We start from the raw sequence: 16,356 nt of genomic DNA on the forward strand, positions 1-16,356 counted from the left end.
GTGGGGTTTCCCCATGTGAGAGTAGGTCACTGCCAGGCACCCATTGAGAGCCCTGTCCATCCGGACGGGGCTTTTTTTATGGCTGTCATTTATCGCCATCTACCGAGTATCCCAAACCATCCCATGCTGGCTCTCCCGGATTGCGCTCCGCTGCATCCGGGCTACGAATAAAGCGGTGTGTCTCGTTCAATCCCGATAATGGTGTAGCCCGGATGCAGATGGTGTCCTATCTCTGGTCGCTTGGATAGAGCAATGTAAAATCCGGGAGCTGACTCAAAGCATAATGAAAGAGAACTACAGATCTGTTCTAATTATTTTTTATGTTTCTCGATGCTCTTGGCAAGACAGACTTGATTTCGACCAAGTGATTTCGCTTGGTAAAGGGCTTTATCGGCTTCATCCAAGAGTTGTTCAAATGTCATTTGGGTATTTCTTAAAGATGAAATACCGAATGAACAGGTTATGGCCGGTAATCTCTCGGATGTGGTCTGTTCGGGTTGAAAGGCAACTTTTTTACGTATTCTTTCGGCTTGATGAGCCGCCTGTTCAAGCTTGGTTTCCGGAAGAATAATAACAAATTCTTCGCCACCAAATCGGGCTAGTAGATCGGTTTGACGGATTTCATTTTTAATGGTATGGGTGACCTGAATAAGGACTTTGTCCCCAATGAGGTGTCCATATTGATCATTTACTAATTTAAAATGGTCAATGTCGATTAGAATCAGTGACAATGGGATTTGGTAACGATGACTTCGATTGATCTCTTCTGTTAGCTTTTCTGCAAATTTCCGACGATTATAGATCCCTGTTAAAGAATCTTTTTGGGCTAGATTTTTGAGTTCCTGATTAGCAATATCAAGTTGTTCTGTCATTCGGGAAATAAAATGCATGAGTCGCTTTAATCGAACTAAATGTTTTGATGGTGCGATGATTAGGCTATTGTTGATATCATTATAATTTTTGTATTCTTTTTTATCTGTTTCACTTATAGCTACGGAAACAATTGTTGCATTTAAAATCTCTTCTTGTGCATGGTGGCTATCGAATTCGCCATAGGTAAAAAAGCCAACCGCAGGAGCGATACTTTTAAACGGTGATATTTCTTGGCGAGCGTCTTCTTTTAGAAAATAGAGTCGACAGCAACAGGAATACACGAAGATTGCTTCAGGCTGAAATGCTTTTAGGGCCTGATAGGAATAACTGAGATCACTCAAAATAGCGTTTATATCACCATAACCAAATTGAACTTGATCGCCTGTTTTTACTTCGGCAAAGAAACGCAATGATTGGTCATCGATAATTTCCAAGGGAACTCGGGCAATCACTTTTTGGTTGCGATGTAGGATCAAAGGAAATTCGACGGAAGTATCAAAAAAATTATTTTTATCAATGTCGATGAAGTGACGGTAAAGTTGGTAAGCCGATTGGTGATCAATCGAGTGTACAATATTGTAATCGGCTGAAGTTATCGTCATGTTATTCCCAAAAGGGATCCAGCCTAGGTAATTAAAGGTTTGGATCCGTAACCGCTCACCACTCAAGGCAACCGCTACGATCCCTTGGTCAAGGATTTGGTGCTTATAAAATACAAAGGTTGATTTATCAATGTTCTGATTTCCAGCCCCACCTCCAAATATGGGGATATTTTTTAAATGGATCTGCATGCCTTGTAAGAGTGGCTGACAGTCGATGGATAGTGGCGTTGCGAGTAATAGCACGCCTTGTAGATGATCATTTTGGCTTAATTGTTCGCCTATCAATTGTCCAGTGTCTAACTCTTGATGCTCTGAAATAGACTGGCTGAATGCCTGTACTTGAGATTGTTTAAAGAAAAGGAATGAGATTACAGTTTGAGCCTGTAGAAATTCTTCAGGACTAATCACTTCTAAAGCTGAGCATCCTACAATAATAGCTTCAGGTAGATGATTGGCAACGGTTTGTTCAATCTCATTCAGCCATTGATGATTGGGATTAGTCGTGTAGATCTGAACTAAGGTACTGTTGCATAGAGTAACAACATCATGATTGACTGAACATAAAGCGTTCAGCTCCCTTTGTAATTGTGGTACTGATTTTACAGTAATTATAAAGTGTTGCATGTTGCTCTCAGATTCGATAGTGGAAGAGCCTCTGCGGCTATCATGGCAGAAGAAGTGCCTCCTCTTACGTTATATTGATTATAAATTAGACGGATTTTTTTGATGAGATTTCTTTAATGACTAAGAAATCTTAAATCAGTTGAGCCTCAATTATCGCGGATAGCGCGGTATCTCTGCGTTTATTAGCCTGTTTAGACAGATTTTCGGGCATCTTATTTTATTATTGACTAAATGATTAATTTAGATGAGGGCATCACAAAAATGATATTTTTCTCCATTTATTATTGATCATCCTATTAGTAATAATTTGAATTTATAAGTCTAGATTCGCAGGTTATTTTTACTTTTGGTAAATCATACGGTTCAGTGATGAGCTGTCATTGCTATCAAAGGAAATGAGGAGCATGCCATGACATCCATTCGGTTGTTATTACGGTTTATCAGTCGTATTTTGTTTGGCCTGATTGTAAGTTGTTATTCAATCGCTACTTATGCTGCAAATTGTACGGCGGCACCAGTGTCAGGTCAGTTGTATTCGATCGTTAATTTAGGTTCAGGGTTGGCTCTGGATGTGAATACTTCAGATACCAGTGCAACACCTAATGTCATTACTTATGAATATTGGGGAGGGACGAATCAGCAATTTTATCTTTATCAACAAAGTGATGGTTACTGGCGGATCCAGTCTGCTTATAACAATATGGATTTAGAAGTGTTGAATGTATCGACATCGGATGGTGCTAACATTGACACTTATGGCTACTGGGGTGGGGAAAATCAGCAGTGGCAGTTGGTTCAGTCAACTACTGGAGCCTTTAACATCAGGGCTCGACATAGTGGTAAATCAGTCACTGTGGCTGGGGCTGAAAATGTAGCTAATGTGTATCAGAATGCTGATGCTGCTGAAAGTTCACAGCGATGGTTTTTTAATCCGGTAAATGGTAGTTGTGGAAGTGCATCTGGTGTAGATGGGTTTGCAAGTCAATCGGGTAGTGATGGCCTTTCGACGACAACAGGAGGGGGAAATACAACCCCAATAAGAGTAACCAGTTGTTCTGCACTTCGAACCGCGTTGTCATCTTCTGCTGCAGCGGTTATACAGATCCCGGATAATACGACAATTGATTGTCATCCAGGAAATCAGCTGGTAGCTGCCTGTCCGTTGGATTGTGCTAATTGGAATGATCCCGGAAAAACCTGGTATCGGCTCCCGACGGATAGTAGTCAGACGTGTGAGAGCTTGGGAAGTTCTTCAAATCATACTGTCAATGTGAACCAGAATGCAACTACGATTTATGTTCACTCCAATAAAACGCTGGAAGGGCTTGGCAGCGGTTCAAAAGTATCCGGAGCCACTTTGTATTTAAGTCATGTACAAAATGTGATTGTTCATAATTTGACGTTAGATGAAATTAACCCCGCCTTAGTCGAAGCTGGAGATGGGATTACGGTGAACGATAGTAGCCATGTGTTTGTTAATCATGTAGCTTTCAATCGAATTAGTGATGGCTTTGTTGATATCTCTAATAGTCATAATGTGACGTTAAGTTGGAATCGTTTCTATGGATATAATTCGGATGTGTGTGCCAATCAGCACTGGTATACAAATTTGGTGAATAATTCGCAGGTGACATTCCATCATAATTTTTGGGATCGGGCTGCAGGCCGAAATCCATTAGTAGAAGGTAATAGTCGTGTTCATTTGTATAATAACTATTGGAAAGATATAACTTATTTTGCTATTGGTGCTCGAGATGGCGGTGAAGTCTTAGCCGAGAATAATTATTTCGAAAATAGTGCTCGGGTACAATGGAATCAGGGAAATGGTTATTTCTCAGCGTCTGGAAATGTCTATACCGGAATCTCAGCAACAGATACTTACAAAGCCACCGGGGATAATGTTTTCACTGACGTTTCGATGTATCCCTATACGTTGGATGATCCTCATAATTTAGGGAGTGCTGTTGATGGAGGAACAGGCCCTCAATAATTGGGCGTCAAATTTTTACTATATTAAAGGGGCATCAAGCCCCTTTATATATAATCTATTTAATTTTGAAAGGTTATTTCATCGAGTCTGTTAAATGTTCGCGCAACAGACCTAACATGATTTTCATCATTTTGGCATTAGTCACCACAATATTTCCGGTTTTCATGTAGTTATAACCACCGGCTACATCGGAAACTAAAGCACCTGCTTCGCGAGCAATGAGTTCACCAGCCGCGATATCCCAAGGTTTTAGGCCTAATTCAAAGAAACCATCTTGGCGTCCTGCTGCGACATAAGCCAGATCTAAAGCTGCCGAACCGGCACGCCGCAGATCCCCACATTCAGCAAAGATAGCTCCAAACATGGCTAGATAAGTTTCAGTTAAGTGTTTTTGTTTAAAAGGGAAGCCTGTCCCAATCACCGTATCCGTCAGATCCCGAGAGTTAGACACTCGAAGCCGGTAACCATTTAATTGAGCGCCATTCCCACGGCTGGCGGTGAATAATTCATTTCGAAGAGGATCATAAATGACCCCATGTTCAGTCTTACCTTTGACGCGTAGCGCAACCGAAACTGCAAAATGGGGAATACCTTTGATAAAATTGGTGGTGCCATCCAGTGGATCAATGACCCATTGACAGTCATTTTCTTGACCCTCAATAATGCCACTTTCTTCTGCAATGATGCCATGCTCAGGGTATGATTTTTGAATGGTATCGATAATGGCTTGTTCGGCCGCTTTGTCGACACTTGTGACATAGTCATTCAAGCCTTTACTTTGAACTTCAACTTTATCGAAATTTTCATAAGCTTTGGCAATGATATTACCGGCATTACGTGCAGCACGAACGCCTATGTTGAGCATAGGATGCATAAATTAACCACCAATTTGAAAAAGAACGTTTGAAACGGCGCGATTATAGGATAAAGCGGATAGTGGAGCAAGTAATAGACTCGGTGTCTTTACATATTTAATGGTTGAATTTTATTCAGATTGAGTGTGTTTCAATGCTCCTTGGATGTAAACGATATAACCTGTCGTGTTTGGTTTTTATCAGCTTATCTCGGATGTAAAGTTCTGGATAGAGCTGTGCTATTATATGGCAGCTTTTTTTATTGGAGTTTGTCATGCTGGATAATATTCGCATCGTGTTAGTCGGAACCAGCCATAGCGGGAATATCGGTTCTGCAGCTCGGGCGATGAAAACAATGGGGCTATCACAATTAGTGTTGGTTACCCCCGATACCGAAGTTGATGGAAAATCAGTTGCGTTAGCGGCCGGTGCGTCGGATGTGTTAGCCAATGTACAAATATTTGACTCTTTAGAAGAGGCGATAGCTCTTTGTGAATTAGTGATTGGAACTAGTGCCAGAAGTCGAACTTTGGAGTGGCCTCTCATTAATGCGCGTCAAGCTGGCGAAATGGTGATCAAAGAGTCATCGGGACAAGTTGCGATTGTGTTTGGTCGGGAGCGCACCGGGTTAACCAATGAAGAACTTCAGCATTGTCATTATCATGTGAATGTAGCGACCAATCCGGAATATAGCTCCCTGAATCTGGCGATGGCGGTACAAATCCTATGTTATGAAGTGCGGATGGCTTATCTGGGTAATCCAGAACCAGAAGCGCGTCATTTCCCCGATAATCTTGATATGGAAAATTTCTACGATCATCTTCACGAAGCATTGTATGAAATCGGCTTTATTGTTCCCAAACATCCGGGCAAAGTGATGGAAAAAATGCGCCGAATGTTTAATCGGATTCGTATGGAGCAGAATGAGCTGAATACGATGCGAGGTATTTTAACGGCTATTATCCGCACGGCGCATGGGAAAACGATAAAACCTGACTAAATTACTCGGTTAAATACTTGACTGAAATACTCGGGTATGTGACGATAAGTGTAATTTCACGCTATGGGAAAGGTATTATGCGCTTAACATCTAAAGGTCGCTACGCAGTTACAGCCATGTTAGACGTTGCTCTTCATTCTGATAAAAGTCCGGTACCGCTGGCCGATATTTCTGAGCGACAGGGGATTTCATTGTCCTATTTGGAACAGCTGTTTTCGCGTTTGCGTAAACAAGGTTTAGTCAGTAGTGTTCGTGGCCCCGGTGGCGGTTACCGATTAGGCCTTGATGCTGACAAAATTGCGGTTAGTATGGTTATTCACGCTGTTGATGAATCTATTGATGCGACTCATTGCAAAGGGGCCGGATCTTGTCGGGATGGTGAACGTTGTTTGACTCATTCATTATGGGAAAATTTAAGTAATCGCATTTCTGCATTCCTAGATGGTATTACCTTAGGAGAGCTAATGAATGAGCATGAAGTGGAACAGGTTATGGCCTCTCAGGAACAACGCATGAATAGCCATGCGGGTCAAAATGGTTCAATGAATATAGATGTAAGATTATAAAGATCTGTCCGCCTTTAATGTGACAGACAGAGTGCTTTGGAGAATAAGAGATGAATCTGCCGATTTATTTTGATTACTCAGCAACTACACCGGTTGATCGGCGCGTTGCTGAAAAAATGATGGGATTTTTGACACAAGACGGTGTATTTGGCAATCCGGCCTCCCGTTCACATCGATTTGGCTGGCAAGCTGAAGAAGCGGTTGATATTGCGCGTAATCAAATTGCAGATCTGATTGGTGCGGATCCGCGTGAAATTGTGTTTACATCAGGGGCAACGGAATCAGATAACTTAGCCATTAAAGGCGCTGCTCATTTTTATGGCAAAAAAGGTAAACATGTTATTACCTGTAAAACCGAACATAAGGCGGTACTCGATACTTGTCGTCAATTAGAACGAGAAGGATATGAAGTCACTTATCTTGAACCTGAATCAGATGGCTTGATTGATTTAGACAAGCTTGCAGCCGCAATGCGTGATGACACTGTTTTGGTGAGCATTATGCACGTGAATAATGAAATCGGTGTCATTCAGGATATCGCTAAAATTGGCGAAATGTGTCGTGAACGTAAAATCGTATTTCATGTCGATGCGGCGCAAAGTGCCGGTAAAGTGGCGATTGATTTAGCAAATTTGAATGTCGACTTAATGTCGTTGTCGGCGCATAAAGTGTATGGACCTAAAGGGATCGGTGCGCTCTATGTTCGCCGTAAACCTCGGGTTCGTATTGAAGCACAGATGCATGGCGGCGGTCATGAACGTGGGATGCGTAGTGGAACGTTGCCGACTCATCAGATTGTCGGTATGGGTGAAGCTTTCCATCTGGCTAAAGAAGAATTAGCGGCAGAGTCAGCACGATTACTGGCATTGCGTAATCACTTTTGGAACGGCATTAAAGATATCGAAGAAGTGTATGTGAACGGCAATATGGAACAGCGCGTTCCTGGCAATCTGAATGTGAGCTTTAACTATGTTGAAGGTGAATCACTGATGATGGCACTCAAAGATTTGGCGGTTTCATCCGGTTCTGCCTGTACTTCTGCAAGTTTGGAACCGTCATATGTATTGCGTGCAATTGGTCGTAATGATGAATTGGCACATAGTTCGATTCGGTTTTCATTTGGTCGTTTTACCACCGAAGAGGAAGTGGATTACGCAATTAAAGTGATTCACGAAGCCATTGGTCGTCTCCGGGAAATGTCTCCGTTATGGGATATGTATAAATCTGGAGTAGACCTGAATCAGGTTGCGTGGGCGCAGCACTAATCGTGCGAATTTGAGGAGATAAAATTATGGCATATAGCGATAAAGTCATTGATCATTATGAAAATCCACGCAATGTTGGTACATTTGCAGATGATGATCAATCTGTAGGTACCGGTATGGTCGGCGCTCCTGCCTGTGGTGATGTGATGCGTTTGCAACTTAAAGTGAACGGAAATGGGGTCATTGAAGATGCCCGTTTTAAAACTTATGGATGTGGTAGTGCAATTGCATCGAGCTCACTGGTGACCGAATGGGTAAAAGGTAAAACACTGGATGAAGCGGCTGAGATTAAAAATACCACTATTGCAGAAGAGCTGGCACTTCCACCGGTGAAAATTCACTGTTCTATTCTGGCTGAAGATGCCATTAAGGCAGCGATCGCAGATTACAAAAAGAAAAATGTTCAGTAAGCGATAATTAAAGGAGTGTGGTGATGGCGATTACAGTCACTGAAGCTGCAGCCAACCATATTAGCCATTATTTGGAAAACCGGGGCAAAGGCCTCGGCATTCGCCTTGGAGTTAAAACTTCAGGGTGTTCTGGTATGGCATATGTTTTGGAATTTGTTGATGAATTATCCAATGATGATCAAGTTTTCCCAAGTCATGGGGTTCAGATCATCGTGGATGAAAAAAGTCTAGTGTATCTTGATGGGACGGAATTGGATTTTGTTAAAGAAGGGCTGAATGAAGGCTTTGAATTTAATAATCCGAATATCAAAGATCAATGTGGTTGTGGTGAAAGCTTTAACGTTTAGTCGAATCAAATCACTCACCGGGGAGTCGCATGAACTATTTTGAATTATTTTCCATTGAGCCCGGTTTCGCTATCGATAAAAATACCTTATCCGCTCGTTTTAGACAGTTACAAAGTCAATATCATCCCGATAATTTTGCCGGTGGCGATGATCGGGAACAAGCATTAGCCCTTCATAAAGCATCAGAAATTAACGAGGCTTATCAGGCATTATTACATCCGGAGAGCCGGGCTCAGTATATGCTGTCTCTGGTGGGTATCGATATTTCAGCAGAACAGCAAACCTTGCAGGATATGGACTTTTTAATGTCACAAATGGCACTGCGGGAAGAACTGGAATCCATTGAAAAATTGGATGATCCGGAATCTGCGATGGAGCGGTTTTCTGCAAAGTTAAAGCAGCAACAACAGCAACTGGAAGCTGATTTTGTGACGGCTTATCAGCAACAGGCTTATACGAAAGCAGCGGATTGTGTTCGTAAAATGAAGTTTTATATCCGCTTGCGTGAGCAATTAAGACAATTAGAAGATAAGCTTCTCGACTTATAGGGCATTATGGCGTTACTTCAAATTGCGGAGCCGGGTCAGGCTGCCGCGCCTCATCAACATAAACTTGCAGTTGGAATCGATTTAGGAACGACTAATTCATTGGTTGCAACTGTCCGCAGTGGCAAAGTGGATACGCTGCCTGATTCACAGCAGCGACATATTTTCCCATCGATTGTTCGTTATCAACAAGAACTGATTACGACAGGTTTTGAAGCACAACAACATACCGTCGATGATGCGGCGAATACGATTGTCTCGGTGAAACGATTATTAGGGAAAAGTATGTCTGAGTTAGATACTCAGATGTTTCCTTACGTATTTGATTTAACATCGAATGTTCCGGCCATGCGTACGGAATTCGGGATTGTGAATCCGGTGCAGGTCTCATCCGAAATATTAAAGGCTTTGGCTGAGCGGGCGCAGAGCACTTTGGGGGGCGATCTTGATGGCGTGGTGATTACCGTCCCTGCTTATTTTGATGATGCTCAGCGCCAAGGCACCAAAGATGCGGCGCAATTAGCCGGATTGCATGTATTGCGATTATTAAATGAACCGACCGCAGCGGCGATTGCCTATGGACTGGATAGTCAGGATGAAGGCGTGATCGCCGTTTATGATTTGGGTGGTGGTACCTTTGATATTTCTATCTTACGTTTAAGTCGTGGTGTTTTTGAAGTCTTAGCGACCGGTGGCGATTCGGCGCTGGGAGGCGATGACTTTGATGCCGCAATTGTTGATTGGATTGTGGAACAATCGGGGATTGAAGATCTATCTGGGGTTGGCGTTCGTCGTGAACTGCAGCGCTTGGCTACTCAAGCTAAAATTGATTTATCAGCTAATGATTCAACGGTGATCACTCTGCAATATGGGCATTTAAGCTGGCAGGGAGAGTTAACCCGAAGTGCGTTTGAAACATTGATTGCGCCGTGGATTAAACGGACGATAACCGCCTGTCGTCGGGCGATTCGAGATGCAGATATTGAGCTGGATGAGATTACCAATGTGGTGATGGTGGGTGGTTCTACTCGAGTTCCGTTAGTGCGGCAACGAGTTGGGGAGTACTTTGGCCGGCCTCCAATGACTGATATCGATCCGGATCGAGTGGTTGCCTTAGGTGCAGCATTGCAGGCTGATATTTTAGTTGGAAACAAAAAAGACAGCGACTTACTCTTGTTGGATGTGATCCCGCTTTCTTTGGGGATTGAAACGATGGGGGGGCTTGTCGAAAAAATTATTCCCCGGAATACCACGATCCCGGTGGCTCGAGCTCAAGAGTTCACGACCTTTAAAGATGGACAAACAGCAATGGCGATTCATGTATTGCAAGGCGAGCGTGAATTAGTCGAAGCTTGTCGTTCTTTGGGGCGTTTTACTTTGACCGATATTCCGCCGATGGCGGCAGGTGCAGCCCATATTCGAGTAACTTTCCAAGTTGATGCCGATGGTTTGTTGTCGGTTACGGCGATGGAAAAAATGACAGGAGTGCATGCCTCGATCCAAGTGAAACCATCCTATGGACTTGCAGAACACCAGATTGCGGATATGTTGAAAGATTCGATCTCTAATGCTCAGGTCGATATAGAAGCTCGAATGTTAAAAGAGCAGCAGGTTGAAGCCGCTCGCATACTGGAAAATATGCGCTCAGCTCTGGATGCCGATCAGGCATTACTTAGCGCTGAGGCGTTGCAATTGATCCGGCAGGCCATGGATGAGTTAGTCGCTGTATCATCAGAAAGTGATGTGCATGCGATTGAACAAGCGATTGAAAAGCTCGACCATGTCTCAGCGGATTTTGCAGCTAAGCGAATGGATCATTCAATTCGAGAGGCCTTAAGAGGCCAGAATATTGATGGGATTTAATATGCCTAAAGTTATTTTTCTTCCTAATGAAAAGCTATGTCCTGAAGGTGCTGTAGTCGAAGCGCAACCAGGTGAAACGGTCCTCGATGTTGCTTTACGCGATGGGATCGAGATTGAGCATGCTTGTGAGAAATCATGTGCATGCACGACCTGTCATGTCATTATTCGAGAAGGTTTCGACTCACTCAAAGAAAGTGATGAACTTGAAGATGATATGTTGGATAAAGCATGGGGACTTGAATCTGAGTCCCGGTTGGGATGTCAGGCTGTGATCGCTGACGAAGATTTAGTAGTGGAAATCCCTCAATATACAGTGAATATGGTTTCAGAAAATCATTGATACGGATAGATTTTGTATCAAGTGTTTAGGCCTGTTTTAGGTCAGAAGAGGAAAGTTATAGAGCGAGTGTGACGGGTTAGTTCAACTCATTTAACGCTGAATATTATTCAATCAATTCCGGGAGAGACAGATGCAACTAAAGTGGAGCGATATTCAAGAGATCGCTATCGAGTTGTCAGAGCAGTTTCCTGATCAGGATCCACTTCAAGTAAGATTTACGGATTTACACCGTTGGATAACTGAATTAGATGAATTCGATGATAACCCTGAACGGAGTAATGAACAGATTTTGGAAGCTATTCAGCAGGCCTGGATAGATGAAACCGATTAGTTAAAATAAAGCCACAGCTTGCTGTGGCTTTATTTGTTTTAAGAGAAAAGGAAGGAGTTATGTCGCAAATGTACGTGTCACTATCCCAGCAACCGGCCCCATCAAAATGGGGAAATAATGCTATGCTTTCTTTTATCAGTGATGGAGCGATTATCCATATTGGTGAAGCAAAACAGCAGAGTGACATACTGCGATTGGTTCAAAAAGCTGCCCGTAAATTGGTTGGACAGGGGATTAGTGAAGTTCAACTAGCCGGTGGGGATTGGAACTTAGAATTATGTTGGGCGTTTCAACAGGGTTTTTACACACCGAAAGAAAATACGGCGATCGATTTTCCGACGCTACCGGGAAATGATCAACAAGAGTTGGAAAATCGTATCCGTGTCATTCATTGGGCCCGAAAACTTATCAATATGGGGCCGTCGAAATTATATCCGAGAACCTTGTGTGACACTGTAGCGTCCTTTATTCAAGAACTGGCTCCAGAACATGTGACCTATCAAGTGATTGAAGGTGAGTCGTTACTGGAACAGCAGTTTTATGGCATTTATGAGGTCGGCCGAGGAAGTCAGAAAGTTCCGGCTATGTTGCAGCTTGACTATAATCCAACCGGCAATGCTGACGAACCTGTGGCCGCAGCGTTGGTGGGAAAAGGGATCACGTTTGATTCCGGGGGATATAGTCTGAAACCCAGCAGTGGCATGGTCACGATGAAGAGCGATATGGGGGGGGCTGCCACGGTCAGTGCTGCTCTGGCATTGTCTATTTGTCGGGGCCTGCATAAACGGGTGAAATTATTTATTTGTAGTGCCGAAAATCTGGTATCGGGAAATGCCTTCAAATTAGGGGATGTGATTGAGTATCGCAATGGGGTGAGTGTCGAGATCTTAAATACGGACGCTGAAGGTCGATTAGTTTTAGCCGATGGTCTGATTTGTGCCAGCGAAACGAACGCCCCTCTCATTATTGATGCGGCTACATTAACTGGAGCGGCCAAAGTAGCTGTTGGTCGCGATTTTAATTCGGTATTGGGATTGGATCAGAGTTTAGTGCATCAGGCGCTCGATGCCGCAGGAAATGAACAGGAATATGCTTGGGCGTTACCGTTAGAATCCTGGCATGTGGATGCTCTGAGTTCTGCCTTTGCTGATATTGCAAACGTCCATAGTGGGGATGGGCATCCGGGAGCGAGCACTGCCGCTGCATTTTTATCCAAATTTGTTGAAACTCCGGAGCAGGGATGGGTGCATTTTGATTTATCAGGTTCTTATCAGGCGAGTGCAAACGAACTTTGGGCCGCCGGGGCTAAAGGTCATGGCATACGAACTATTAGCTATTTGTTAACGAAATTGCCATAATTGGTGTTTCGTAGTAAATAAAGTAACAAGTATAACTAAGGAATGTGAATGGCATTAGAACGTACACTATCAATTGTTAAACCCGATGCAGTAAAAGCGAAGCATATTGGTGATATTTATCAACAACTCGAAGCATCGAATCTAAAAATCGTCGCTGCTAAAATGCTGCATCTAACGAAAGCACAGGCTGAAGGCTTTTATGCTGAACATGAAGGAAAACCATTCTTTGAAGGATTGGTTGACTTTATGATGAGTGGCCCGATTATGGTTCAGGTGCTGGAAGGGGAAAATGCGATTAAAGCGTATCGCCAATTGATGGGCGCGACTGATCCAAGTCAGGCTGCAGATGGAACGTTGCGGGCTCGCTTTGGTTCCAGTGTCGGTAGCAATGCCACTCATGGCTCTGATTCTCCGGAATCTGCATCTCGGGAAATCGCGTATTTTTTTAGCGATGATGAGGTTGTGGGTTAGGTTGATAGCCCGATGACGGAGGCTATTGATTTAGCCTCCGTTTTCTCATTCAAGTATCATCAGCAAGTGGTCGATATCAGTTCAACCGGCGTTTCGCGTTGGTAAGTTGTGATGACATTACCAGTCAATTCCTTGTCGGGCCTTTAGTCCAGATTCAAAAGCATGTTTTCGAGATTGTACTTCACTGACGGTATCGGCAATTTCGATCAATCGACGGTGTGCCCCTCGTCCAGTAATAATGACCGACATTTTTTCAGGGCGTTTTTGGATGACATCGATGACTTCGTCTAAGTCAATATAATCGTAATTCACCATGTAGGTCAGCTCATCGAGTAAAACGACATCTAAATTAGGATTGGTCAACATGGTTTTCCCCTGTTGCCAGACCTGTTGTGCAGCAATCTGATCGGTCTCTCGATTCTGTGTTTCCCAGGTAAATCCCGTAGACATGACGGCAAATTCGACGCCATGTTGTTGCAGTAAATTTCGTTCACCACAGGCCCAGTTTCCTTTGATAAACTGGCAAACTCCCGCATTTTGCCCATGCCCGATAGCTCGGGTAATCATCCCGAAGCCTGATGTCGATTTACCTTTTCCATTGCCAGTAATGACTAAGAGTAGACCTCGTTCCTCGGTAGCTTGGTTGATTTTGGCATCGACCTGATCTTTGATTTTTTGTTGGCGTTGCTGGTAGCGTGTATCGTTCATGAGCTTGATCTACATGTTAAAAAATGTATGTAGGTACTATAAAATATCCCGGCATACAATACAAAAACGCCTGCAGAATGCAGGCGTTGGCGTGATTAAAGCGTATCAATATAGTGCCACATTTGCTCGAGTGGCTCTTTAAAACTGGCGTTGAGAAGTGGAAAACGATGGAACGTTTTGGGATCCAGCGAAATTTGCTCAACATGAAATCCAGCACGGGTTCCATAACGCTTCCACGGATTGCGGCAGAATAACCGAAACCAGCGTTCAATGAAAAATCCCAATTGTTTCGGCGTATACGTTTGGCCATATCCTTGCATTAGTAAATCAATGAGAATACTTTTAGGCCACATCTGCCGAATCAGATAACTATCCATAATACTGTCACAGATAATATATGGCATTAAATCTTCTTCGTCAGTTTGCTCTGTTGGTCGTAGTTCAGCCGTTGGTTGCTGGACATTGATTTGGTACAGTGCCGGAATGGTCAGACGATGGAATCCATGCTTACCATCGATCGGAAGTCCTTGTTTTTCCAGCCAACTATTGAGCTTTCTGATCCGCGTTTTAGACAGCCCGGAAACAACCGATAATACGCCGGAGGTATCACCATCCATGGTGGCATAGCCGAGAGCGGATTCTGATAAGTTGGAGGTAGCTATCAGTAATTTATTTTCTCGGTTTGCCAGCATCCAAACTCCGGGACTCCGAGTTCGGGCTTGAATATTCTGCAAGGCAATATCGTCATCTTCCCAGTTGAGTGGATGCTCAGGGTAGACTGCATTGACTAAGTGAATATAACCGTCAACTAATTGTTGCACATTCCAGTGATGGAAAGTGGCTCCGATATTTTCAGCAACAGCCTGCGCGGCATTGAAGGTTACAGCTGAACTATTATCGGTTCCCTGATATAGACACACTAACACTTTCGGCATGACATAACGGCGTAGCCAGGTGCCGTAATCGCCTAATTCATCACTGTACTCAGGGATGGCTTCTAACCATTTTGTTGGTAGTTTTTGCCGATAATCAGTCGCACCGAACTGATGTAAGGCCAAATAGTGAGATAGATAAACTAATGTCGCTGCAAGTCCTGAATCGGCGCCACCTGACATACTGACGACGAATCCTTCAGTGTGTGTGCGTTGCATCCAATCCCAGAGTCCATTGGCTAATGCATAACAGATTTCACTATGATCCTGATCGTCATCGTTTAAATCGTCCCAAAACTCATGTAGTAAATTATTATCGGCGATCGTTATGGAGGGGGTATGGTTCCAATTCGGGATTTGAGTCGTGAGTTTGAGAGAGAGTTTAACATCCCATTGTTGTTGATGGTTGTTGATGGCCTCACTACTAATAATTCGGGTCACCCGGTTAGCGCTTAGATTGACGACCACATAGTTGAGTAAAACATCTTGACAGTTAAACCGGTCACCATAGGAAACCATTCGGCCTTCGGAGGCAATCATACAGCCTGCGTCAAAAATGCTGGTTCCGTTTTCTGTTCCATTCAGATTCGCGTAAGCATAGGTCACCCCAAAGGCTCGTGATCCTTCCAGAATAAATTGTTCCCGAATATCAAATTTTCCGACCGCAAAATGAGAAGCACTTGGATTTAAAATGATGTCGACGTTTCGCTGATAAAGATCGCGCCCGGGGCGATTACTAATCCAGGAGTCTTCACAGGTTTCAAAACCGATCCGGACACCGAGACTATCGATCACAATATTTCCCATCGGTACCTGATAGTGAGGATGGGTGATTACCTGATCACGAGGCCAGGCTTCAAACCAGCGGGGTTCATAATGGAGCCCATTACGAGCCAAAAACTGTTTACACGTGAATCCGTGTAATCCTGTTGCACTGAAAATAGCGGATGCATTATAAACTTGCCCACCGGGATACAATAGCGGCAGCCCTAATGCAATTAGCATCGGAGTTTGATACTTTTGTCCCAGCATTGATGTGGCCTGAAGCACTTGTTCGAGTGCGTTGGCCGTCGCTTCATGAAATTCTTGAAATGTGAAATTATCTTCACAGCCATATCCGGTTAATGCCAGTTCCGGCATTAACAAAATATTGGCATTTGCCTGATAGGCTTTTTCAATTGCTTTTATAATACGCTGGGTATTTCCTGCAAAATCGAAAGGAAGTTGCCGCAGGGAAGCTGTTGCTATGGTTAAATAATCGGCCATGATCGTTCCTA

The 16,356-nt window shown here is 43.6% G+C and carries 16 protein-coding genes; 12 read left to right on the forward strand and 4 right to left on the reverse strand.

Features of this window, described 5'->3' with window-relative positions; translation table 11 throughout:
- Positions 1 to 311: 311 nt before the first annotated feature.
- Entirely contained in the window at positions 312 to 2,099 is a 1,788-nt protein-coding gene (locus ABUE20_RS14445) for a sensor domain-containing diguanylate cyclase (RefSeq protein ID WP_408620652.1), read from the reverse strand.
- A 409-nt stretch (positions 2,100 to 2,508) separates the two neighbouring features.
- Between ABUE20_RS14445 and ABUE20_RS14450 the strand changes: the two genes are divergently transcribed.
- Complete coding sequence (locus tag ABUE20_RS14450) at positions 2,509 to 4,089, forward strand: RICIN domain-containing protein (RefSeq protein WP_408620653.1); 1,581 nt, start codon at positions 2,509 to 2,511, stop codon at positions 4,087 to 4,089.
- Positions 4,090 to 4,162: 73 nt separating this feature from the next.
- Here the strand turns inward: ABUE20_RS14450 and suhB are convergent, their stop codons facing one another.
- Positions 4,163 to 4,963, reverse strand: a complete 801-nt coding sequence (gene suhB, locus ABUE20_RS14455) for an inositol-1-monophosphatase (RefSeq protein ID WP_408620654.1) — start codon at positions 4,961 to 4,963, stop codon at positions 4,163 to 4,165.
- Between the two features lie 254 nt (positions 4,964 to 5,217).
- On the opposite strand from suhB, the gene trmJ reads away from it, so the two are divergent.
- The 11 genes from trmJ to ndk all read left to right on the forward strand — a co-directional run bounded on the left by trmJ (position 5,218) and on the right by ndk (position 13,439).
- Positions 5,218 to 5,943 carry a tRNA (cytosine(32)/uridine(32)-2'-O)-methyltransferase TrmJ gene (gene trmJ / locus ABUE20_RS14460; protein ID WP_408620655.1) on the forward strand — a complete coding sequence of 242 codons (726 nt, stop codon included), beginning with the start codon at positions 5,218 to 5,220 and terminating at the stop codon, positions 5,941 to 5,943.
- 77 nt (positions 5,944 to 6,020) lie between these two features.
- A complete protein-coding gene (iscR, locus tag ABUE20_RS14465) occupies positions 6,021 to 6,509 on the forward strand; it encodes a Fe-S cluster assembly transcriptional regulator IscR (RefSeq protein WP_408620656.1) in 489 nt (162 codons plus the stop codon).
- A 50-nt stretch (positions 6,510 to 6,559) separates the two neighbouring features.
- Positions 6,560 to 7,774 (forward strand): IscS subfamily cysteine desulfurase, encoded by a 1,215-nt coding sequence (locus tag ABUE20_RS14470; RefSeq protein ID WP_408620657.1) that lies wholly within the window; start codon positions 6,560 to 6,562, stop codon positions 7,772 to 7,774.
- A 26-nt stretch (positions 7,775 to 7,800) separates the two neighbouring features.
- The gene (gene iscU, locus ABUE20_RS14475) at positions 7,801 to 8,184 is read left to right on the forward strand and encodes a Fe-S cluster assembly scaffold IscU (protein WP_408620658.1); all 384 of its coding nucleotides are present in this window, start codon (positions 7,801 to 7,803) and stop codon (positions 8,182 to 8,184) included.
- Between the two features lie 23 nt (positions 8,185 to 8,207).
- Entirely contained in the window at positions 8,208 to 8,531 is a 324-nt protein-coding gene (gene iscA, locus ABUE20_RS14480; RefSeq protein ID WP_408620659.1) for an iron-sulfur cluster assembly protein IscA, read from the forward strand.
- 29 nt (positions 8,532 to 8,560) lie between these two features.
- Positions 8,561 to 9,079: a co-chaperone HscB gene (gene hscB / locus ABUE20_RS14485; RefSeq protein WP_408620660.1), complete on the forward strand. Its 519-nt coding sequence runs from the start codon at positions 8,561 to 8,563 to the stop codon at positions 9,077 to 9,079.
- A gap of 6 nt (positions 9,080 to 9,085) precedes the next feature.
- Complete coding sequence (hscA, locus tag ABUE20_RS14490) at positions 9,086 to 10,939, forward strand: Fe-S protein assembly chaperone HscA (protein WP_408620661.1); 1,854 nt, start codon at positions 9,086 to 9,088, stop codon at positions 10,937 to 10,939.
- Between the two features lies 1 nt (position 10,940).
- Complete coding sequence (fdx, locus tag ABUE20_RS14495) at positions 10,941 to 11,279, forward strand: ISC system 2Fe-2S type ferredoxin (protein WP_408620662.1); 339 nt, start codon at positions 10,941 to 10,943, stop codon at positions 11,277 to 11,279.
- 130 nt (positions 11,280 to 11,409) lie between these two features.
- Positions 11,410 to 11,610, forward strand: a complete 201-nt coding sequence (gene iscX, locus ABUE20_RS14500) for a Fe-S cluster assembly protein IscX (protein ID WP_408620663.1) — start codon at positions 11,410 to 11,412, stop codon at positions 11,608 to 11,610.
- A gap of 59 nt (positions 11,611 to 11,669) precedes the next feature.
- Complete coding sequence (gene pepB, locus ABUE20_RS14505) at positions 11,670 to 12,968, forward strand: aminopeptidase PepB (RefSeq protein ID WP_408620664.1); 1,299 nt, start codon at positions 11,670 to 11,672, stop codon at positions 12,966 to 12,968.
- Between the two features lie 48 nt (positions 12,969 to 13,016).
- The gene (gene ndk / locus ABUE20_RS14510; RefSeq protein WP_408620665.1) at positions 13,017 to 13,439 is read left to right on the forward strand and encodes a nucleoside-diphosphate kinase; all 423 of its coding nucleotides are present in this window, start codon (positions 13,017 to 13,019) and stop codon (positions 13,437 to 13,439) included.
- Positions 13,440 to 13,556: 117 nt separating this feature from the next.
- Here ndk and cobO read toward each other — a convergent pair whose 3' ends face one another.
- Positions 13,557 to 14,147 carry a cob(I)yrinic acid a,c-diamide adenosyltransferase gene (gene cobO / locus ABUE20_RS14515; protein ID WP_408620666.1) on the reverse strand — a complete coding sequence of 197 codons (591 nt, stop codon included), beginning with the start codon at positions 14,145 to 14,147 and terminating at the stop codon, positions 13,557 to 13,559.
- 95 nt (positions 14,148 to 14,242) lie between these two features.
- Positions 14,243 to 16,345, reverse strand: a complete 2,103-nt coding sequence (locus tag ABUE20_RS14520) for a nitrilase-related carbon-nitrogen hydrolase (protein WP_408620667.1) — start codon at positions 16,343 to 16,345, stop codon at positions 14,243 to 14,245.
- Positions 16,346 to 16,356: the final 11 nt, after the last annotated feature.

The organism is Celerinatantimonas marina, assembly GCF_046054165.1.
In the GTDB taxonomy this organism is placed as follows: domain Bacteria; phylum Pseudomonadota; class Gammaproteobacteria; order Enterobacterales; family Celerinatantimonadaceae; genus Celerinatantimonas.

Excerpts from the sequence above, each read along its gene's own strand:
- ABUE20_RS14470 (WP_408620657.1), top strand. The coding sequence starts at position 6,560 with ATGAATCTGCCGATTTATTTTGATTACTCAGCAACTACACCGGTTGAT.
- suhB (WP_408620654.1), bottom strand. The coding sequence starts at position 4,963 with ATGCATCCTATGCTCAACATAGGCGTTCGTGCTGCACGTAATGCCGGT.
- cobO (WP_408620666.1), bottom strand. The coding sequence starts at position 14,147 with ATGAACGATACACGCTACCAGCAACGCCAACAAAAAATCAAAGATCAG.
- iscX (WP_408620663.1), top strand. The coding sequence starts at position 11,410 with ATGCAACTAAAGTGGAGCGATATTCAAGAGATCGCTATCGAGTTGTCA.
- iscR (WP_408620656.1), top strand. The coding sequence starts at position 6,021 with ATGCGCTTAACATCTAAAGGTCGCTACGCAGTTACAGCCATGTTAGAC.
- ABUE20_RS14520 (WP_408620667.1), bottom strand. The coding sequence starts at position 16,345 with ATGGCCGATTATTTAACCATAGCAACAGCTTCCCTGCGGCAACTTCCT.
- ndk (WP_408620665.1), top strand. The coding sequence starts at position 13,017 with ATGGCATTAGAACGTACACTATCAATTGTTAAACCCGATGCAGTAAAA.
- fdx (WP_408620662.1), top strand. The coding sequence starts at position 10,941 with ATGCCTAAAGTTATTTTTCTTCCTAATGAAAAGCTATGTCCTGAAGGT.
- hscB (WP_408620660.1), top strand. The coding sequence starts at position 8,561 with ATGAACTATTTTGAATTATTTTCCATTGAGCCCGGTTTCGCTATCGAT.
- ABUE20_RS14450 (WP_408620653.1), top strand. The coding sequence starts at position 2,509 with ATGACATCCATTCGGTTGTTATTACGGTTTATCAGTCGTATTTTGTTT.
- trmJ (WP_408620655.1), top strand. The coding sequence starts at position 5,218 with ATGCTGGATAATATTCGCATCGTGTTAGTCGGAACCAGCCATAGCGGG.
- pepB (WP_408620664.1), top strand. The coding sequence starts at position 11,670 with ATGTCGCAAATGTACGTGTCACTATCCCAGCAACCGGCCCCATCAAAA.
- iscU (WP_408620658.1), top strand. The coding sequence starts at position 7,801 with ATGGCATATAGCGATAAAGTCATTGATCATTATGAAAATCCACGCAAT.
- ABUE20_RS14445 (WP_408620652.1), bottom strand. The coding sequence starts at position 2,099 with ATGCAACACTTTATAATTACTGTAAAATCAGTACCACAATTACAAAGG.
- iscA (WP_408620659.1), top strand. The coding sequence starts at position 8,208 with ATGGCGATTACAGTCACTGAAGCTGCAGCCAACCATATTAGCCATTAT.
- hscA (WP_408620661.1), top strand. The coding sequence starts at position 9,086 with ATGGCGTTACTTCAAATTGCGGAGCCGGGTCAGGCTGCCGCGCCTCAT.